This is a genomic window from Enterobacter cloacae complex sp. HYC033_NIDB (genome assembly GCF_056673335.1).
The window spans coordinates 4,615,809-4,636,015 of sequence record NZ_CP115123.1; the positions used below are offsets into that span (position 1 = coordinate 4,615,809).

General features: G+C 56.0%; 14 protein-coding genes and 1 pseudogene. 3 read left to right on the plus strand and 12 right to left on the minus strand.

Going from position 1 to position 20,207, the window contains the following annotated elements; translation table 11 throughout:
• Positions 1 to 26: 26 nt before the first annotated feature.
• The 12 genes from recD to rppH all read right to left on the minus strand — a co-directional run bounded on the left by recD (position 27) and on the right by rppH (position 18,389).
• Positions 27 to 1,847, minus strand: a complete 1,821-nt coding sequence (gene recD, locus O1721_RS22070) for an exodeoxyribonuclease V subunit alpha (protein ID WP_032649349.1) — start codon at positions 1,845 to 1,847, stop codon at positions 27 to 29.
• Positions 1,844 to 5,386: an exodeoxyribonuclease V subunit beta gene (gene recB, locus O1721_RS22075; protein ID WP_479953409.1), complete on the minus strand. Its 3,543-nt coding sequence runs from the start codon at positions 5,384 to 5,386 to the stop codon at positions 1,844 to 1,846. Before recB ends, recD begins: the two co-directional genes overlap by 4 nt.
• Positions 5,383 to 8,265, minus strand: a complete 2,883-nt coding sequence (ptrA, locus tag O1721_RS22080; protein WP_032649354.1) for a pitrilysin — start codon at positions 8,263 to 8,265, stop codon at positions 5,383 to 5,385. The genes recB and ptrA overlap by 4 nt, the downstream gene beginning before the upstream one ends.
• A gap of 139 nt (positions 8,266 to 8,404) precedes the next feature.
• The gene (gene recC / locus O1721_RS22085) at positions 8,405 to 11,779 is read right to left on the minus strand and encodes an exodeoxyribonuclease V subunit gamma (protein ID WP_032668589.1); all 3,375 of its coding nucleotides are present in this window, start codon (positions 11,777 to 11,779) and stop codon (positions 8,405 to 8,407) included.
• A gap of 12 nt (positions 11,780 to 11,791) precedes the next feature.
• The gene (locus O1721_RS22090) at positions 11,792 to 12,115 is read right to left on the minus strand and encodes a prepilin-type N-terminal cleavage/methylation domain-containing protein (protein ID WP_032649359.1); all 324 of its coding nucleotides are present in this window, start codon (positions 12,113 to 12,115) and stop codon (positions 11,792 to 11,794) included.
• Positions 12,100 to 12,498 (minus strand): DUF2509 family protein, encoded by a 399-nt coding sequence (locus tag O1721_RS22095; RefSeq protein ID WP_032649361.1) that lies wholly within the window; start codon positions 12,496 to 12,498, stop codon positions 12,100 to 12,102. The genes O1721_RS22090 and O1721_RS22095 overlap by 16 nt, the downstream gene beginning before the upstream one ends.
• Positions 12,495 to 13,055 (minus strand): prepilin peptidase-dependent protein, encoded by a 561-nt coding sequence (locus O1721_RS22100; protein ID WP_032649363.1) that lies wholly within the window; start codon positions 13,053 to 13,055, stop codon positions 12,495 to 12,497. Before O1721_RS22100 ends, O1721_RS22095 begins: the two co-directional genes overlap by 4 nt.
• Positions 13,046 to 13,510: a prepilin peptidase-dependent protein gene (locus O1721_RS22105; RefSeq protein ID WP_032668590.1), complete on the minus strand. Its 465-nt coding sequence runs from the start codon at positions 13,508 to 13,510 to the stop codon at positions 13,046 to 13,048. Before O1721_RS22105 ends, O1721_RS22100 begins: the two co-directional genes overlap by 10 nt.
• Positions 13,511 to 13,694: 184 nt before the next feature.
• A complete protein-coding gene (thyA, locus tag O1721_RS22110; RefSeq protein ID WP_032649368.1) occupies positions 13,695 to 14,489 on the minus strand; it encodes a thymidylate synthase in 795 nt (264 codons plus the stop codon).
• A gap of 6 nt (positions 14,490 to 14,495) precedes the next feature.
• Complete coding sequence (gene lgt, locus O1721_RS22115) at positions 14,496 to 15,371, minus strand: prolipoprotein diacylglyceryl transferase (protein WP_003862787.1); 876 nt, start codon at positions 15,369 to 15,371, stop codon at positions 14,496 to 14,498.
• Between the two features lie 228 nt (positions 15,372 to 15,599).
• A complete protein-coding gene (gene ptsP, locus O1721_RS22120) occupies positions 15,600 to 17,846 on the minus strand; it encodes a phosphoenolpyruvate--protein phosphotransferase (protein ID WP_015571752.1) in 2,247 nt (748 codons plus the stop codon).
• A gap of 12 nt (positions 17,847 to 17,858) precedes the next feature.
• A complete protein-coding gene (gene rppH, locus O1721_RS22125; protein ID WP_003862791.1) occupies positions 17,859 to 18,389 on the minus strand; it encodes an RNA pyrophosphohydrolase in 531 nt (176 codons plus the stop codon).
• A 454-nt stretch (positions 18,390 to 18,843) separates the two neighbouring features.
• Here rppH and O1721_RS22130 point away from each other — a divergent pair.
• The 3 genes and pseudogenes from O1721_RS22130 to O1721_RS22140 form a co-directional block, all read left to right on the plus strand.
• A pseudogene (locus O1721_RS22130) lies at positions 18,844 to 18,918 on the plus strand (hypothetical protein); the annotation flags it as partial.
• A 154-nt stretch (positions 18,919 to 19,072) separates the two neighbouring features.
• Positions 19,073 to 19,765, plus strand: coding sequence for a DNA mismatch repair endonuclease MutH (mutH, locus tag O1721_RS22135; RefSeq protein WP_017692735.1), 693 nt, complete (start codon positions 19,073 to 19,075; stop codon positions 19,763 to 19,765).
• A gap of 128 nt (positions 19,766 to 19,893) precedes the next feature.
• Complete coding sequence (locus O1721_RS22140; protein WP_003862794.1) at positions 19,894 to 20,112, plus strand: YgdI/YgdR family lipoprotein; 219 nt, start codon at positions 19,894 to 19,896, stop codon at positions 20,110 to 20,112.
• Positions 20,113 to 20,207 lie beyond the last annotated feature (95 nt).

Genomic DNA, 20,207 nt, shown 5'->3' on the forward strand with positions numbered 1-20,207 from the left:
CCTCTCCTGCTGGAGAGGGCGTTCACTCAGACAGATTCAAATATCGCGCTTAATCCGCTTCTGCGCTCAGTACGGGTGGCAATCGCCTGACTCAACACGCGCTCATCCGCATACAGTGACAGACGCTGGCGCGCACGGGTAATGGCAGTGTAGACCAGCTCGCGGGTCACAACCGGCGACAGCTGTGTCGGCAGGATCAGCGCCGCATGGTTGAACTCGGAGCCCTGAGATTTATGTACCGTCATCGCCCATGCCGTTTCATGCTCTGGCAGGCGGCTGGGCTGGACGGACTTCACGCTACCGTCCGGTAGCTGGAACCAGACGCGCAGACCGTTACCGCGATCGAGCGCAATGCCGATATCCCCGTTGAACAGCCCCAGCGCACTGTCGTTGCGGGAGATCATCACTGGCCGGCCCTCATACCATCGCGAATGCAGCTGACGGTTAATTTTGCGCTTCTGCACCAGCAGCTGCTCCAGCCTGTCGTTCAGGCCCGCGACGCCAAACGGCCCTTCCCGCAATGCGCACAGAAGCTGGTATTCGCCAAATGCGGCGATGACCTGCCCGGGCTGACTGCGCTGCTGCACGCAGCTCAGAAAATGCTGGTATCCCTGGAGAGCCTCCTCAAGCATAGCCTGATACTCTTCCCCGCTTTGCAGCGATTTCTTTTCAATGTCAGTGAAGGAACCGTCAAACACCCTACGCGTGGCGTGCCTGTCGCCACGGTTGACCGCCGCAGCCAGCTGGCCGATGCCGGAGTCGCTACCGAAACGGTAGCTTTTTTGCAGCAGGCACAGGCTGTCACGCAGTGCGCCCGCGATCGGCGTGTGATCGGGTTCAAGCGAGCAACCGGTCAGACGGGCGAGCTCCTGCGCCCGCGCGGCGGTATAACCGTAACTGGCGTAGGTACAGATATCCCCCAGCACCGCCCCGGCTTCTACAGAGGCGAGCTGGTCGCGATCGCCCAGAAAAACCACGCGCGCGTGGGGTGGCAGTGCATCGATCAGGCGCGACATCATGGTCAGGTCGATCATGGAGGCTTCATCCACCACCAGCACGTCCAGATGCAGCGGATTGCCCGCATGATAGCGCAGCCGCTGGCTACCCGGCTGCGCGCCGAGCAGACGGTGCAGAGTACTTGCTTCACCCGGGAAAAGCGCAAGCTGCTCCTGGGTGAGCGGCAGCCGTTGCATCGCACCGCCCAGTGATTCGGTCAGACGCGCCGCGGCCTTCCCGGTGGGCGCCGCCAGACGAATACGGCATCGCTGCTCGCCTGAAAGCTGTATCAGGGCTGCCAGCAGCTTTGCGACGGTCGTTGTTTTCCCGGTTCCCGGGCCGCCGGATATCACCGAGATCCGCCGCGTCAGGGCGACGGCTGCCGCCACTTTCTGCCAGTCTGTGGCCTCACCGGAGTCAAACAGCCTGTCCAGCGTCTGACGAAGCTGTGCTTCGTCGCAGGGAAGCGGCGCATTGGTCTCACTAAAGAAACGCGCTACCGTCAGTTCGTTTCGCCACAGGCGGTTCAGGTATAAGCGCTCCCCCGTCAGGATCAGCGGTGCCTGGTTGTCTCCCGGCCCGACGGCTGACGATTCACGCAAGATTTTCTGCCAGTCCACCTTATCTCCCAGCAGCGCAAAGCAGGACTGGAGGACAGGCGGCATTTTCTCGTCAACCACCAGACGCGAGAGCGGCAGACACACATGCCCCTCTCCGGCATCTTTACTCAACAGGGCAGCGGCAAGCATCACGGCGGGCTGGTCAGCGGCAATCATCATGGCAAACTGCACGTCCAGCTGACGCAGCACGCGTTGCTCTACCGCATCCAGCAATAAGTCCTGCATCGTCATGCCATCTCCTCCGTGTTTGCTGCAAACAGGTTATCCATTTTATTAATCAATTCCGCATCCGGACGAGTGCTGAAGATCCCGGAGCGCGGATCGGCAGCATCAACCCCGCGCAGGAACAGATAGATGACACCGCCAAAATGATCGTCGTAGCGATAATCCGCAATACGGTGGCGCAAATAGCGGTGCAGCGCCAGGGTATAGAGCTGATATTGCAGATCGTAGCGATGCATTTGCATGGCTGCCGCCATCGCCTGCTGGGTATAGGCTTCGCTGTTCTCGCCCAGCCAGTTCGATTTGTAATCCAGCAGGTAGTACCGTCCTTCGTGACGGAAGACCAGGTCGATAAACCCTTTCAGCATGCCCTGCACCTGACGGAAGTTCAGCGGCGGGCAACCGGCTGACAGCGGATCGTACTGACGGATGAGCGCATCGAGCGCGTCGGCCTTAAGCGGGCCTGCGACGGGCAGATAAAACTCCATCTCAACCTGCTTATTTTTGGCCGTTAACTGGCGAAGAGAGAAGCCCTGCGTCGTCAGCGGCGCCTGCAAAATGGCGTTGATCCAGTCAGTGAGAACGGGCTGCCAGTGCGCGTCATAGCCTCCGCTCTGCAACATCTTCAGCACCCACTCCTCACTGACAGGCTGGGTGAAATCAAGCTCTTCAAAGAGGCTGTGCAAAAAGGTGCCCGGCGACGCGCCGCGTGGGAACTGATGTGGAGTTAACGTCGGTTCAACCGGAACATCGCCCACCCCTGCGGCATCCACGTCCAGCTTCGGCATGAGATCCTGCGCAATACTTTGCCCGTGCTGTTGCAGGCCAGAATAGCTGGTGACGCGCCAGTCGTCGGCAAGCACCCGTGTGATCTGGCGCGCGTTAAGATCGGTCGCGGGCTCTTGCGCCATTTCCCAGCGGCTGTTGTCTGGCAGAGAAGGGATATACAGGGCGATATCGTCTCCGCAAAGCGACTCAATACAGAGGCGCAACCCCGCCGCATCTTTCGGCTCACCACGCTGAATAAGCCGCCCTAAGGCGCTTAAATGGAAATCGCTCTCCCCTGTTTTCTCCCCGCGACGGCGGAAAACCGGCGCGACGCCCAGGCTGCAATGCCAGACAGAACGGGTCAGCGCCACGTAATGCAGGCGCAAATCCTCCGCCAGACGCTCCGCTTCCGCCAGCTCAACGCTGGTTTCCGCCTTACTGAGATCGAGCACCGCATCGAAAGTCTCGCGGTCATGATAATAGGCCTGATCCTGAACGCGGTAGTTGGCGATAAAGGGCAGCCAGACCAGCGGATACTCGAGACCTTTCGATTTGTGAATGGTGACGATTTGCACCAGATGCTTATCGCTCTCAAGACGCATCTGCTGGCTTGCGGCGTTACTGTTTGGATCCGCGATTTGCTGCGCCAGCCAGCGCACGAGGGCATGTTCACTTTCAAGCTGGGTGCCGGCTTCCTGCAACAGTTCGCTGATGTGTAAAATATCGGTAAGACGCCTTTCACCGCCCGATGACGCCAGCATATTTTCGGCAATCTGGCGCCGCGTCATCAATTCGCGCAGCATCGCCATGACGCCGCGTTTTTGCCAGCGTTCACGGTAATGGACAAACTCTTCCACCACCGTATCCCATGCGTTTTCGTCATGGTTGAGCTCATCAATATCGCGCGCGTTCAACCCCAGCATAGAGCTGGCCAGCGCGCTTCGAAGCGTATTTTCGCGCTCCGGGGCCAGCACCGCCTGAAGCAGCCAGAGCATTTCCTGGGCTTCCAGCGTGTCGAACACGCTGTCGCGGTTAGAAAGATACACTGACGGAATATCCAGCAGCGTTAGCGCATCGCGGATTAGCGCCGCTTCCTGACGACTGCGCACCAGCACGGTAATATCAGAGGCTTTAACAGGATTCGCCTGTTCCCCCTTCCACAGCAGCGCCTCGCCGCGCGCGCCTGCGCTCAGCCAGTCACGGATTTGCGCGGCGCAGTGCTGCGCCATCGCCGCCTGATAGTCGGCAACCCCATAGCCTTCCCCTTCCAGCAGCCAGAAGGTCATGGCGGGTTGCACCGCGCCACTGACTTCGAAGCGCAGGGATGCGTTTTTTGGGGCGGATTTCACCGGCAGGAAAGGGATTTCATTGAACATGAACGCCGTCTCCATACGGCTGAACAGCGCATTGACGCTCTTAACCATCCCCGGCGCGGAACGCCAGTTAGTGTCTAACGTGTAATGCGCTACAACCTCACTACGGGCTTTCATATAGGTGAAGATATCTGCCCCACGGAAGGCGTAAATCGCCTGTTTAGGGTCGCCTATCAACAACAGGGCAGTGTCGGGCTGCTGTCGCCAGATGCGGCGAAAAATGCGGTACTGCTGAGGGTCGGTGTCCTGAAATTCGTCAATCATCGCCACCGGAAAACGGGTACGGATCGCGCTGGCGAGCGCTTCACCATTCTCGCTGGACAGCGCCTCGTCCAGGCGGCTTAGCATGTCATCAAACCCCAGCTCGCCCCGGCGACGTTTTTCGCGCGCGACGGCCTGGCGGATCTCCGTCATGGCGCGGGTGATCATCAGGTCATTGAGCGTTAATGGCTCCGCAAGCAGCGCTTCAATCGCCACAAACAGGGGATGCTCAGGCACAATGCCGTCGGCTTTGGTTCGCTCAGTCAGAAAGCGCTGCGAAAATTTTTCCAGCGCGTCCGGAAGCTGGTAGCCCCGCGTCTCCTCCTGGGCCCAGGCGCTGATCTTTTCGATCCACTTCCCCTGGTTCCCACGGTTGAACTTGCGTCTGTCGATGCCTGAGTTTTCGATGATTGCATCAATTTCACCAACCGACTCATTCCACTTCTGCTTAAGCGCGGCAATTTTGGCGACGATCTTTTCATGGCGCGAGGCCAGCGTTTCATCGGCAGGCGGCGGAGATTTAATGACCGGCGCTTCGCCTTGCAGGTAACGGTCGATAGCGTGAAGAAGCTCTTCCGGACCTTTCCACAGGGCGTGAACCGCTTCGGCAATGTCGCGCTGCAACGGATAACAGTGACGACGCCAGAAATCCGCACAGGCCTGATAGCGAAGCTCGGATTCATCTTCAATAAGCTGCTGCTCAAAGAGCATGCCGGATTCAAACGCATTCAGGCTCAGCATGCGCTGACAAAAACCGTGAATGGTGAATACGGACGCTTCATCCATTTGCCGCTCGGCCAGCAGCAGCCATTGCGCAGCCTGTTGCTTATCTGCAATCTCGTCCAGCAGGCTCGCGTAGAGGGGGTTATCCGTCGTCTGACGCAGACAGGCGATGCGCAGCTCATGAATGTTGCTGCGAATACGGCCACGCAGCTCGGCAGTGGCCGCTTCGGTGAAGGTTACCACCAGCAGCTCTTCCACGCTTAACGGACGCGAAAAAGCGGCGTTGCCGCCGAGCCCCAACAGCAGACGCAGATAGAGCGCGGCGATGGTATAGGTTTTTCCCGTTCCCGCTGAGGCTTCAATCAGTCGCTCACCCTGTAGAGGTAAACTTAAGGGATCAAGCGGCTCAGCGGTATGGGTCATTCTTTCTTACTCCAGGGCATGGTTTGTTGCAGCGCGCTGACGCTCTTCCAGACGGTCCACTCTTTTGATTTTACGTAGTCCGTTTTCCTGTTCTGGCTGCCAGAAACCTGAGACAGGATGGCCATACCCTGCGGTTTTACTACCGCCTGATGGAAGAAATCGGCAACCTTTTGTGGCGTCAGCTGTTTTATTTCGGCCACTATTTTATCACGCGAATCAAATTTCATATTACCGCGATCAAAATCTTTGCTCAGCTGCGAGGCCTCTTCACCCAGCGTCTGCGGCGGCTGCATCACCTGGGCGATAACCGCCTGCTGGATCTGGGCAAACTCTTCCGGCTTCATGGCGCGCAGTTTTGCTTCCGCCTGCGGGAAGAACGCCTGATAACGTTGCCACAGGTAAGCGGGTTGCTTGTCGCTGCTTTGCAGAAGGAAGCCCAGCCCCCACTGACGGCCCACATTCATGGAGAAAGCGAACACCGCATAGCCCAGCTGCTCTTCGGTGCGCAGCTGGTTGTAAAACCACGGCTGAATAATTTGACCAAGCACCGCACTCTGGGCTGAGCTTGTAAATTCGTCATAACCGACAGGGACAAACACCGCGGCCAGCGCGGAATCCGTGCTGCTTCCCGCTTTTTCGAAGATCACGTTCTGCTTTTTCTCGACCAGCACATCCTGGTTACGGCACCACTCATCGCCTTTTGAACCCAGTTGCGCCCGGACGTTTTGCGCCAGCGTTTTAGCCTGATCTTCGCTCATATTCCCTACAACCAGGAACTCCGGACGGGTATTGGTTTTCAGCGCATCACGGTAAGCCAGCACCTCTTTTAAGGTGACTGAGGGCAATAACGCGCGGCGATCTTCGCGCTGGAAGTACGGAATTTGCGACAGCATCTGTGCTGGCATAATCGCCTGATCGTAGGCTTTACCCTTCTCGGCAGAATCCATCATCTGGGCATACCAGGACTTAGCCTGCTCGAGCTGTTCTTCCGTAGGCGTATAGCTGAAATAACCGTCCAGCAGCGCCTGGAACAGCTGCGGCAAACGCTGGGTATAGCCGTTGGCATTCACCATCAGGCCGTTATTGGCGTTAGTGGAGAAACTGATACCGCCAACGGCAGCCTGATTGCTGAGCTGATCGAGGGCAATACCGGCCAGATAATCGTTAAGCGCAAACAGCACCTGGTTTCTGGCGCTGTCCATTGCTTTAGGATTACGCAACACCACGCTGACATCCGCTTTTGGCTCGTCGGCGAAATAGCGGCTTGGGGTGTAGACCACGCGCAGCGTCGGCTCATCAACAATCAGCTCCGGATGCGGATACGCCTTTGCGGGTTTGAGCAGCGAGAAATCGTCCGGGATGTAGGGGTTAAGCTCCGGTAACTTCAACGCAATTTCCCCGGCCTTTTTCTGCCAGCCCGCAAAGGTCTGTTCGCTGATTTTTTCAACCTGATACGGGGCATCAACGAAGTAGGCCATTTTGTTATGCGGTTCGTTCGGGCTGATATACCAGACGCGGGCATTCTGCGGAGTCATCATCGCCAGACGCGCTTTGAGCGCTCCGGCGTCATACTGGTCGGCAATATTTACCGCATCCAGCGTATGTTCCACCGGCACGCGGATCATGGTATCTGCCAGCCACTCAACGTAGTCCATATCACGCGTGATAGAGGGATAGCGGAAATCGAGATCCAGCACGTGCGCCAGCTCGTCAAAGTAGCGTTTATCGACCCCTTTGTCGCGCAGCAGAGAGAGATAACTGAAAATGGCCGCAACGACGTCGTCCCGGTGAGCCAGCCCTTTATCGGTCAGCGTCGCGGAGATGGCCAACACGCCGCTATTCCCGTTTACGACGGGATCGGAGTCAGCGCGAATACCTTCCACCAGCCCCTGCTTTTGCAGCCAGTCGGAGAGCGTACCCGGGCTGCGGTTGCCGATAAGATAGGTCACCAGCTCGTCGGTTTTGCTGCGGAACTGCGCCGTGTTGTTATCAATACGGAATTCAACGCGTAACACCTTGCGCGGCAAGGCTGGCACATAGTGAATAACAATGCCTTTTTGCGCGTCCGTGACAACCGGCACGTTAATCTGCGGCAGATCGATATTTTTATTTGGCACCCTGCCGTAGGTCTGCGCGGCCATGTTTGCCAGCGTCGGCAACGGTTTATTGCTGTAGATAACCGCTTTCATCAGATTGGCGGAATAGTATTTTTCACGAAACGCATGCAGCGCATCGAGCACCGGGCTACCTGGCTTGTCGCTCAGCGTTTCAAGGTTGCCGCCTGAGAAGCGCGAACCCGGGTGCGCCGGATTGATGGTTTCAGCGCTAACCTGCGCCATGCGCATACCATCGCGCGTACGCGCCATCGTCAGTTCGGCGTTCACGGCATTGCGTTCACGGTCAGCGTATTTTTTATCCAGCAGCGGTGCGGCGATGGCATCCGCCAGACGATCCACCGCCCCGTCAAGCGCATCATTTTCCACTTCCAGGTAAAACGCGGTGCGATACGGCGCAGTACTGGCGTTGTGGCTGCCGCCATGCATTTTCAGAAATTCGGACAGGCTGTCAGGCTGTGGGTATTTTTTAGAGCCCATCAGCGTCATGTGCTCAAGGTAGTGCGCCAGTCCCGGATGGGCGTCAGGATCTTCCAGCGAACCCACCGGCACAACCAGCGCGGAGAGCGATTTCACCGCCTGAGGATCGGAAACCAGCAGCACGGTCATCCCGTTATCAAGACGAATCGCCTGATACTGACGGGTGTCCTTATCGCTCTTACGGATTGTTTCCTGGACAGGTTGCCAACCGGAATCGGCCTGAGTGACGGGAGCCCAAAGGGCGATAAACAAAACAAACGCTTTGAACAAGGTGCTGCCTGGCATTACGACCTCTTTATCACGGCTACATCATTAACAACGTGCGTGCTGGACACGCCAGCATCTCTTTCTTTGGGTACATCAGTCCGTGATAAGAGGTGCATCATAAATGAACACCTCATACTGCGCAATTTTTATACAGAACTCAGGACTGATTAAATTTAAACAACGGTAACAGGTAGCGTTGCGCCTCCTGGGTGATAATGTCGAAATAGTCTGGCTCCAGCGTTCGCCATAAACGTTGATACCAGACATCGTCACCTTCGCCACGTACCATCATGTTCCCTTCGTAGGCCTGCAAAAACTTGCTGCGCGCTTTCTGGAGCGAAGCCTCATCCGTTAACATGGCATCATTCTGCGCGTCGTAACAGGCTTTTATCCATGCTCCCCCACTTTCAGGCAGCAAAAGCAGAGGTTTGTTCATGCCCTGCCGGTAACCTTCAATATAAAGCGACAGATACGTCAACGCCTGCTCAGGCTCCATCGGCGGGAAGCGCCATTCGCCGTCCTTACGGACAAACAACCGGCTTTCACCTTCGTGACCACTCGCACTGTAGACAAGATGTTCGAGCCAGAGTTGCAGGCCATGTGAAACGCTGAGCATGGATGGGCGCCAGCGCAGCAGCCCGTCAGACTGCACGTGCGTGAGCCAGCCGCTGAGGTGCATACCGTTACAATCGAGGTCGATTTCAATGCTGCTCGCTGGCTGCCGACACGCGATAACGCGGTCAGCAAGCGCTCGCATCTCCTCGCACTGGGCATCCCAGACGATTTCGCCGAATGCACCATACGGAAGTAATCCCGACGCCCTGTAACGTCGGAACAGTTTACTGGCGTCTTCTTCGTCAACCAGCGCATTCAGAAGCTGGGAATTAAGCTTAAAACGCTCCAGCCCATCAAGAATAAACGGTTCCGCATCGGGGATTTCGCTCTCTTCAGAGCGGAAATTCACCTGCAAACGTTGCTGGAAAAACGCCCGAACCGGGTGCGCCCAAAAGCGCTGTAGCTGCTCAAACGTGAGGGTTTCTATAGTGCGCGGTTCGAGCGCCTGAATAAAATCGGTTTGCGGCGTCCCCGCTTTCTTCGCGGCGGGAAGCCACTCGCGGGCATAGCTTTGCAGTTCATCAGGAACGTAGTTGACAGGATCAAACGGCATACGGCTATGGTGACAGGTGATATGCGCTTTCACCCGACGTTCGCTTTCGTCGCAGTTGCAGGCTTCATCGCCCGGCAGATAGTGGCTCTGTCCAATGTAGTCCACCAGCTCCTGCACCAGCACAGACGGGAAACGCTCGCTGTTATCCTGAATTGAACGTCCGATATAGCTGATATACAGCCTGCTTTGCGCAGACATCAGCGCCTCAAGGAAGAGATAACGGTCATCATCGCGGCGGCTGCGGTCGCCCCGCTTCGGTTGTGCGCTCATGAGATCAAAGCCCAGAGGCGGCAGCGCACGCGGATAAATACCGTCGTTCATGCCAAGCAGACAGACCACTTTGAACGGGATTGAACGCATTGGCATCAGGGTACAAATATTCACCGGCCCCGCAAGAAAGCGCTGGCTGATGCGCTCCTGATCGAGACGTTGCGTCAGCTCATCACGCAGAAGCGAAAGAGGAACCGCTTCGTGATAGTGCGAATTAACCCCCTCATCAACGATGGCCTGCCACTGCTTCTCGATAAGCGCCATGGCGGCTTCAGTTTCGCTGTCCGGCAGGAAGAAATCATTCAGCATTTCGCGGCAAACCGGCAGCCACTCTTCGAGCGGGCGGGGCTGCATCAATGCACGGCGCCAGCGGTTGAGCTGCATCAGCAGCGAGGCTAAGTGACCAACCAGTTCCGCGATCAACCCACTGGATTCATCGTACGGCAGCACGTCATTCCATTCGCCGTGGATGCTCTCCATCGCATACCCCAGCAGCATGCGCGTCAGGCCAAACTGCCAGGTATGCTGGCCGGTCGCAGGGAGTTCGAACTCCTGGACGTTATCATCGTCGATACCCCAGCGGACACCGGATTCGTTGACCCACTGGCGCAGATAGCGCAACCCCTCTTCGTTAATGTTGAAACGTGCGGCCAGAACTGGCACATCCAGCAGTGCCAGCACATCCTCAGAGATAAACCGGCTATCAGGCAGCGAAAGCAGGCTGATAAAGGCCTGTAGCGCCGGGTGTGACTGACGAGCGCGACGGTCAGAGATGGCGTAGGGCAGATAGCGGTCGCCCGTTGCGCTGCCAAATACCGCCTGAATAAACGGGCTGTAGCTGTCGATATCCGCCACCATCACCACGATATCGCGCGGCGTCAGGGTTGGATCGTCCTGTAACATGGCCAGCAGGCGGTCATGAAGAATTTCAACTTCACGCTGTGGGCTGTGGCAAACGTGGATCGCGATACTGCGATCGTCAGGATCCAGTTTTCGCTTCTTATCGCTTCGCGCAAACTCTTCGGCAGTGATCCCGGCAACGGCACGGTTTTCCAAATCCAGAATATCGAGCTGAATATTGTGCAGCAGGCTGTCCGGCGTAATATCCGCAAACGCATCCACATCCCCTTCTCCCGAAGAGGTGATATCTGAAAGCAGATAAATATAGTCGCGTCCGAGCTTGCCCCACGAGGCAAGCAGCGGGTTCGGCAGGTTCTGAATCCCCTCTTCATCAAAAAGCTGCGCCGCATTTTCACTGTCTTTAAACAGCGGCACGGCGCGCTCTTCAAAGAGGCGTTTTCTCTGACGGGTGACCAGCCGTGATAGCCAGCGCGGATCCTGAATATCCCCCCAATAGTGCCGACACGGGTTGGTAAAGAGGATATGGATATCAGTGTGCTTACCGAGCGCTTTTAGCGCGTTCAGGTAGACAGGCGGCAGCGCGGAGATACCGCAAATGAACACGCGTGACGGCAAACGGGCTGGCCGTTCTGCGCTGTTCTCGAGTATCGAGATAAAGCGATCGTACAGGTTAGCACGGTGCCACTTAGGCTGACCGAGTTTCCCGGTATGCTCGACCAGCGCTTTCCAGAGCGGCGCCTGCCAGATTTGCGCTTCCGGTAACCCATCGACTAATTCTCCCGCTTCCCAGCGAATCAGCCAGTCTGCACGGTAAACCAGATACTGGTCATAGAGGTCGGCAGTACGTGAGGCCAGCTGGAAAAGTTTACGCTTATCGGTGTCGTCATTCAGGTAGTGCCGCAGCATGGCAAACTCATTATGCGCCAGCATGTCCGGCAGCAGCGTCATCAGTTTCCAGGCCATGCTTTGTTTGTTGAAGGCGCTCTGCTCAGGAATATCCGGCAGGACGCGAACAAACATCTCCCAGATAAAGCTCGCGGGCAGCGGAAAATCGATGTTCGCCGCAATGCCAAATTTCTGCGAAAGGGACATTTGCAGCCACTGCGCCATACCGGTGCTCTGCACCAGCACCATTTCTGGCTCAAACGGATCGTCAAGACGCTCTTGCTCAACGATATACTCCATCAGTGCTTCCAGCACATCCAGACGATTTGAGTGGTAAACCCTTAGCATAAACGCTCCCGACTAGCGGCTAACCGGGCAGTGCAGACGCGTCAACGCGCCCTGCCGCCCCATAGGAGAAATAAGTGTGACCGTGATGCTGACACATCCGGACTGTGTTGTCTGCCCCCGACTGACCTGCCAGCCCGGCGGGAGCGTTAATGTTGAGATCTGCGACTGATTCCACACATGATGCCACAGCTGACGATACTGGCTAAGCGCCGCATACCGGGCTGCCAGCGCGCGATGATAGCCGGATAACGCCGTCACAACCACAACCAGCAACATCATTGCCAGCAAAACCTCAACCATGCTAAATCCTTTTTGTCTGCTCAGGGTAACTGACATAGCGTACTTTCCTTAAGGGGGCAGAAATCACTCCAGCCGTGGGCGGAAAAGCGTATCTGCCCTTCCGAGATGTCCCCGCCTCGCCATAGCAATAGATTGTCATTGCTGGCAATAAGCAACACACGCGCCCCAAACAGCCTTATACAGACCCGCAAACGTTGTGTCTGTTTGCACTGAACCTCTGGCTGTAAAGCCCATTCCTGAACGCGCCCCCACTCCAGTGCAGATTGCACGGCAGCCTGCTGGCGAACAGACAAACTCTCGCCACTCACCAGCGTGCTAAAGGTTTGCAACTGCTGATTTAATCCGGTGAGGATCAGCGTGCCGAGCACCAGCAACAGCAGGACCAGCGCCAGCGATGACATGCCCCGCTGACGATTCACAGATTAAACCCCGTTACGGTATGGCGAGCCGAAAAGGGTGCGGTCAGTTCACCTTTGCGGCGGGCACGCAGCTCGATACTGATGACCGGCGCAAAGCCAGCACGATCGGTTTTAGTGACCATAAACTGTTCTATCAGGACCCGATCCGGGTCGGTGAGCTTATCCCATCCCTTACCGTCACAGGATGTGGCGCCCCGCAGCGTTTCAAGCGATCCGGACTCAAGCCGGAATCCCGTACTGTCATTTTCTGACGCGGTGCTATCCCACTGGCCGTTGCTGTTTGCATCCCATTGCACAATCGCACATCGTCCTTGCCTGCCGATGATCATCCCCTGCCCCTGGCAATGCCCTGCGCAGTATCCTGCCCTCTGAAACTGTTTACCGATCGCGAACAGACGTTGCCAGACCTCATCCTCCAGTTCCTGCTGCCCGGATTGCAGTAAAACACCCCGCTGTAGCCCCGGTAAAAAACGTGACGTGCTGAGTAACAGAATGCTGCTTATCGTCATTGCAATAAGCACTTCCAGCAGGGAAAACCCTCTTCGATTTACTGGCATGCACCTTCTCCTGCGGCATTACACAGCCTGATACGTCGGCCATTTGAGACAATAACCCACCACCCACCGGCGCGGCTATGCACGCGGATATGTCCGGCCCACGCGGTATCCCTTAAACCGTAAAATCCCAGCGCAGGCGTTATGTCGCTTATCGTGACCCCGGGCCACATCGGCTTCATCACGAATGGTCCGCCGCTGTCACAACCGGTCACCGCTGAACTGACCAGACACTCCTTCTGACCGTCTTTATGCAGCGCGATCCTGTGCTCGCTGTTGTGACGGTTGGCGTCATTGCGCAAAAGCACCAGGTAATCCCGCACCTGGCAGGCGGTTTGCCAAAGCCGCTGCCGCTGCTGCCAGCTGTCCCAGCCATAGAGCCCTGTGGCGCTGAGGATCACTGTCAGCGAAACGGCGATAAGGGTTTCGATAAGCGTAAAGCCTTGTTCATTTTTCATGGCGGGAGTGTGGCGGAATAGCAGAAACGGTGCGAGCGTCAAACCAGAACTTTACGAGCCGCTTTCCGGAGATTTTCGCCCGTTGCAACGTGTTGCATCATCTCTGGAAACAGGCTCGAAAAACAAAACGGACATGAAAAAAAACCGGCGCTAAAGAGCACCGGTTGTGTCAGGATTTGCCGTATCAGATGGCGACAGGAGCTTTAATGCCGGGATGCGGGTCGTAACCCTCAATCTCGAAATCATCAAAACGGTAATCGAAGATCGATTCCGGTTTACGTTTGATCACCAGCTTCGGCAATGCACGCGGTTCGCGGGTCAGCTGGAGATGCGTCTGTTCCATATGATTGCTGTAGAGGTGGGTATCACCGCCCGTCCAGACAAAATCGCCCACTTCAAGATCGCACTGCTGTGCCATCATGTGCACCAACAGCGCGTAGCTGGCGATGTTAAACGGCAGGCCGAGGAACACGTCGCAGGAGCGTTGATAGAGCTGGCAGGAGAGCTTGCCGTCCGCCACGTAGAACTGGAAAAACGCGTGGCAAGGCGCCAGCGCCATTTTATCCAGTTCACCCACGTTCCATGCAGAGACAATGATACGGCGCGAGTCCGGGTCATTTTTCAGCTGGTTGATGACGGTCGTGATCTGGTCGATATGGCGGCCGTCCGGGGTAGGCCACGCGCGCCATTGCTTGCCGTAGACCGGGCCCAGGTCGCCGTTCTCATCTGCCCACTCGTCCCAGATGGAGACATTGTTTTCATGCAGATAAGCAACGTTGGTATCGCCTTGCAGGAACCAGAGCAGTTCATGAATGATCGAGCGCAGATGGCAGCGCTTCGTTGTCACCAGAGGAAAGCCTTCTTGCAGATTGAAGCGCATCTGGTGGCCAAAAATGGAGAGCGTACCGGTGCCGGTGCGGTCGTTTTTCGGCGTGCCCTCGTCGAGCACTTTTTTCATCAATTCAAGATACTGTTTCATGATTCCTCAGGAAAGTTGTTGCTGTGGACGACGACGATACGCCCAAATCATCATAATGGCACCCGCGACAATCATCGGGATGGAGAGGATCTGCCCCATGCTGATGTACTGTACCCATTCACCGGTAAACTGCGCATCCGGCTGGCGGAAGAACTCGACGATGATACGAAACGCGCCGTAGCCAATCAGGAACAGACCAGAGACAGCCCCCATTGGACGCGGTTTGCGGATATACAGATTCAGGATGATGAACAGCACCACGCCTTCCAGCGCCAGCTCATAGAGCTGTGACATATGGCGCGGCAGAACGCCGTAGGTATCGAAAATGGACTGCCACTCAGGATGCGAAGGCAGCAGCGCGATATCTTCCGCGCGGGAGCCCGGAAACAGCATGGTAAACGGCACGCTCGGATCGACACGCCCCCACAGCTCACCGTTGATGAAGTTGCCCAGACGCCCTGCGCCCAGCCCAAACGGGATTAACGGCGCAATAAAATCAGCCACCTGGAAGAAGTTCCGTTTGGTCCGTCTGGCGAAGATCACCATGACCAGGATCACACCAATCAACCCGCCGTGGAAAGACATGCCGCCGTCCCAGACGCGGAACAGATAGAGCGGGTCGTTCAGGAATACCGGGAAATTATAGAACAGGACATAACCGATGCGACCGCCCAGGAACACGCCGAGGAAGCCGGCATAAAGCAGGTTTTCCACTTCGTTCTTCGTCCAGCCGCTGCCCGGACGACTGGCGCGACGGCCAGCAAGCCACATGGCAAAGACGAAGCCCACCAGGTACATCAGACCGTACCAGTGCAGCGCTACAGGTCCTATTGAGAAAATAACCGGATCGAATTCCGGAAAATGCAGATAACCACTGTTCATCTGTCACCACAAGATGTTGTTATTCCGCTGAAAGTGGACAGCGGGTGAATTGCATTCCCGCCGTTGGCAGGTGCTCCAAAGTTGCGAATCATAGCATAAGGCAGGCGTGGAGGATGCGCCTGAGATGTAAAAGATGTGTATAGGGTTTCATGCGCGCTGTTCCCCCTCACCCCATCCCTCTCCCTCAAGGGAGAGGGGGTCGTCGGAGCCGTCATTATTTTGTGGGGATCAGCGGCCGCCCCGGATCAAACCGCCCATGCCGCGTCGCTCCATAAACGCAGCCACCTGATGGCGCACTTCGGCTGCCAGCTGTGCTTCCAGGCTACGCGCGGCCAGTTCGCGCGCCTCATCTTGTTCGATGTGACGTAACAGGTATTTCACACGCGCAACGGAACGTCCGTTCATTGACAGGTGACGGAAACCGAGACCAATCAGGATCGCCACGCACATCGGATCGCCGGCCATTTCACCGCACAGGCGCAGGTCGATATTATGCTGCTCGGCTTCGCGGGCGATCATCGCCAGGGCACGAAGCATCGCCGGATGCAGGCTGTCGTAGATGCTGGCAACGCGCGTATTGTTGCGATCGACCGCCAGAATGTATTGCGTTAAGTCGTTGGTGCCAACGGAGATAAAATCAACGCGGGTCGCCAGCTGCGGCAACATAAAGACCATCGAAGGCACTTCAAGCATCACGCCAATACGGGGTTTAGGGATCGCATAGCCGATCATCTCTTCCACTTCGCGCCCTGCACGTTCTATCAACCGCCGCGCTTCGTCGATCTCGTCAATACTGGTGACCATCGGCAGCAAAATGCTGAGATTCCCCGTGGCCGCGTTGGCACGCAGCATCGCACGAACCTGGATAAGGAAGATTTCCGGCTGATCGAGGGTTATGCGGATCCCACGCCAGCCGAGGCAGGGATTCTCTTCACTGATGGGCATATAGGGCAGTTGCTTATCCGCGCCGACGTCCAGGGTGCGCAACGTGACGGGTTTATCGTTAAACATCTGCAACATGCCCTGATACTGCGCCACCTGCTCCTCTTCTGACGGGAAGCCGCTTTGCAGCATAAACGGTATTTCGGTGCGGTAGAGGCCGATGCCATCGATGCGGCTGCCGAGCTTCTCTTCATGCTCAGGGCTTAAGCCAGCATTGAGCATCACCTTCACACGCTCACCGCTCTTGAGCTGCGCGGGCAGGTTGACGTCATCTTCCGCCAGCTTGCTTAATTCATTCTCTTCGCTGATAAGACGCTGGTACTCCTGAAGGAGAACCGGCTCAGGATCCACCAGCAACTCACCGCGGTATCCGTCCACCACCAGCGTACGGCGGTGCAGTACGGAGGGCTGAATATCCGCCCCCATCACGGTCGGAATACCGAGCGCGCGCACCATAATGGCGGCATGGGAGTTAGCTGCGCCATCGCGCACCACTACGCCCGCCAGCCTGTCCTGCGGTAATTCCGCCAGCGTCGTCGCCGAGAGTTCATCGGCCACCAGTACAAACCGGCTCGGCCAGGCATTCGCCCCCTGAATAGTATCATCAAGGTGGAACAGCAGACGTTGCCCAAGCGCGCGTAAATCGCCGGCGCGCTCTTTCAGATAACCGTCAGTCAGCACCGCAAACTGCTCGGCAAATTTTTCAATGACCTTTTTAACCGCCCACTCTGCCACCGAACCTTTATCGACCTCGGCAAATAACTCACGACGCAAACGCGCATCGGAAAGCAGGTGTGAGTAGAGGTCGAAAATGGCCGCCGTCTCTTTTTGCGCGCCAGCGGCAAAGCGTTTGCTGTAGCGACGAAACTCATTCGCCGCCTCTTCCAGCGCAGCGGTAAGCCGTTCGCGCTCAAGCGCTTCATCCAGCGTCGAGGCTTCATAGACCTGCTCCATCAGGGGGAGCGTGGCATCCATCCAGCCTTCGGCAATCGCGACGCCCGGCGAGGCCGGAAGCGCGCGGATGCGGGTATGACGATACTGCCCAAAAAGGGCTGCCAGCTGAGACTGGGAGAGGATCGCAGCCATCTGCGTTGCCAGCGTGACGAGGAAAGACTCCTCGCTTTCGTCGTACTGCCGCAACTCTCGTTGCTGGACAACAAGCACGCCAAGCAGTTGACGGCGCTGAATAATCGGCACGCCAAGGAAAGCGCGGAACCGCTCCTCTTTGACGGAAGGGATATATTTGAAGCTGGGATGTTTTTGCGCATCGGCAAGGTTGATTGGCTCCGCCAGTCGCCCGACCAGGCCAACAATACCTTCATCAAACGCGAGCGTGACGGTGCGTCCCCGTGGTTTTTTTAAACCGCGGGTTGCCATCAGGTAGTAGCAACGTCGGTCATGGTCGGCCAGGTAGACCGAACAGACCTCGGTTTCCATCGCAAGACAGATGTCCGTCACCAGAATATTCAGCGCCTCGTTGAGGCGAGGCGCACTGGCAACCTTTTCAACTATTTCTCGCAAGCGGGTGAGCATGATTTGCGTAGCTTAACCTCTTTTACGTCGCCAGGCAGGTGCGCTCTGTGGCTTCGGAGGCGTCTCCTGAAGCTGCATCACGACACTTGCGAACTCTTTCATCACCCTACGATATACATCGCGCTTAAATGACACGACCTGACGAACCGGATACCAGTAGCTTACCCAGCGCCAGCCATCAAACTCTGGCGTGCTGCTGGTTTGCATATTGATATCTGAATCGTTGCCCACCAACTGCAAAAGAAACCACTTCTGTTTCTGGCCGATACAAACCGGCTTTGTGTCCCAACGCACCAAACGTTTCGGTAACTTGTAACGCAACCAGTTGCGGGTCGAAGCCAGGATGCGAACATCTTTTCGGCTTAAACCAACCTCTTCAAACAGCTCCCGGTACATCGCTTGTTCTGGGGACTCTCCGGGATTGATCCCGCCTTGCGGGAACTGCCAGGAGTGCTGACCATATCGCCGGGCCCACATCACCTGGCCCTGACGATTACAAATTACTATTCCTACGTTTGGGCGGTAGCCATCGTCATCAATCACCGGACTACCCCAAACTAAATCTGATATATGAATGATTGTTTCACACTACAGGGAGGCGGTAAACCACTCTCTTACAGGCCTGCAACCTAATAACATTTGAATAACTCACAATTTAGTGCGGAGTTATAAACAGATGCGGGCGACAGAGACCATTTTTATTCACCTTTTCTGTGGATATAGTTGTGAAGAAGTGCGGAATTACCGATGAACAACCTTGTAGCCCGACGAGCCGCCAATTTACCCCGCTTATAATAAATCATTTAAATTCATATGATTATATTGAAATTAAGGGTGTCCAGGGCGATAAACGTGACGATCATCACATCAAAGATCCTCCTGCTGATGAAAGATCGAACAGCGTCGGTTTTATCCACAGTTTGTGCCAATAAGTTAGGCACAATTTGTGTGAAAATTCGATTTTCATCGCACGTCAAGGCTGTAAATTGAAACAGTAGTGGCAGTTATTCCCAGTTATCCCATTTTTCTGTGGATAACATGGTGTAAGATCCTGTTTATTGTCAGTGACCAGAATTGCACAACCTGTTTTTTAGCCACCGCGGAACGGATTATATTCTAAAAAAGATGATATAAATCATCTAGATGGAATAGGTACGCAGAAAAAGGTAAACTCTGTCCACAAGGGATAAAATATCAGCTCATTTTTTAATCAAAAGGTCGTTAGCATGCATTCTCTCGCCCCACTGCTCTCTCCTCCCGTCAGTGAAGCCCAGTTGCTCCAGCAGGCACAACGCCTGGCAGGCTATTCACTGGGCGAGCTGGCCGTGATGGCGGGGTTGACGATACCTAACGATCTAAAGCGTGATAAGGGCTGGATCGGCGTGTTGCTGGAACGCTGGCTGGGCGCAAGCGCGGGCAGTAAACCCGAGCAAGATTTTGCGGCGCTGGGGGTGGAACTGAAGACGATCCCCATCGATAGCCAGGGACGGCCGCTGGAAACCACCTTTGTCTGCGTTGCGCCGCTCACGGGTAACAGCGGAGTGACATGGGAAACCAGCCACGTCAGGCATAAGCTGAAGCGGGTGTTGTGGGTACCCGTTGAGGGCGACAGGCAGATCCCGCTGGCTGAGCGTCGCGTTGGCGCCCCGCTGCTCTGGAGCCCGAATGAAGAAGAGGAGAGACAGCTTTCCCAGGACTGGGAAGAGCTGATGGACATGATTGTGCTGGGACAGGTTGAGCGTATCACCGCCCGGCATGGCGAAGTGCTGCAACTTCGTCCCAAAGCCGCCAACAGCAAAGCGCTCACTGAAGCGGTAGGCGCACAGGGCGAACCGATCCTGACGCTGCCGCGCGGTTTCTATCTTAAAAAGAATTTCACCGGGGCGCTGCTGGCACGCCACTTCCTGTTGAAAACATAGTTTTTTACCAATTTTGCGCTCCGGCTAACATAATCTCCTCCTTTTTAAGATTTCCCCCCTTTCACCTGTCGTAATATCAGGTTATTACTACACTATGATTTGATACGAGCCAGGTGAGGATGAGAACGATGAAAAAATGGGCAGTAATTATCTCAGCAGTCGGTTTAGCGTTTGCGGTATCGGGTTGCAGCAGCGACTATGTCATGTCAACGAAAGATGGTCGTATGATCCTGACCGATGGCAAACCCGAAGTCGACGACGATACCGGTCTGGTGAGTTACCGCGATCGCGAAGGCAATCAAATGCAGATTAATCGCGACGAAGTCTCCCAGATCATCGAGCGTTAAACAGATAAAGGTCAGTAGCTTGCTGGCCTTTTTGATTTTTTCCTTCCCCTTTTGCCTTCCCTCTGCCATGTTTATATTCCTTTGTCGGGAGGTTC

Coding starts and splice junctions, on each gene's coding strand:
- recD (WP_032649349.1), bottom strand. CDS start 1,847: ATGACGATGCAGGACTTATTGCTGGATGCGGTAGAGCAACGCGTGCTG.
- recB (WP_479953409.1), bottom strand. CDS start 5,386: ATGACCCATACCGCTGAGCCGCTTGATCCCTTAAGTTTACCTCTACAG.
- ptrA (WP_032649354.1), bottom strand. CDS start 8,265: ATGCCAGGCAGCACCTTGTTCAAAGCGTTTGTTTTGTTTATCGCCCTT.
- recC (WP_032668589.1), bottom strand. CDS start 11,779: ATGCTAAGGGTTTACCACTCAAATCGTCTGGATGTGCTGGAAGCACTG.
- O1721_RS22090 (WP_032649359.1), bottom strand. CDS start 12,115: ATGTCAGTTACCCTGAGCAGACAAAAAGGATTTAGCATGGTTGAGGTT.
- O1721_RS22100 (WP_032649363.1), bottom strand. CDS start 13,055: ATGCCAGTAAATCGAAGAGGGTTTTCCCTGCTGGAAGTGCTTATTGCA.
- O1721_RS22105 (WP_032668590.1), bottom strand. CDS start 13,510: ATGAAAAATGAACAAGGCTTTACGCTTATCGAAACCCTTATCGCCGTT.
- thyA (WP_032649368.1), bottom strand. CDS start 14,489: ATGAAACAGTATCTTGAATTGATGAAAAAAGTGCTCGACGAGGGCACG.
- lgt (WP_003862787.1), bottom strand. CDS start 15,371: ATGAACAGTGGTTATCTGCATTTTCCGGAATTCGATCCGGTTATTTTC.
- ptsP (WP_015571752.1), bottom strand. CDS start 17,846: ATGCTCACCCGCTTGCGAGAAATAGTTGAAAAGGTTGCCAGTGCGCCT.
- mutH (WP_017692735.1), top strand. CDS start 19,073: ATGCATTCTCTCGCCCCACTGCTCTCTCCTCCCGTCAGTGAAGCCCAG.
- O1721_RS22140 (WP_003862794.1), top strand. CDS start 19,894: ATGAAAAAATGGGCAGTAATTATCTCAGCAGTCGGTTTAGCGTTTGCG.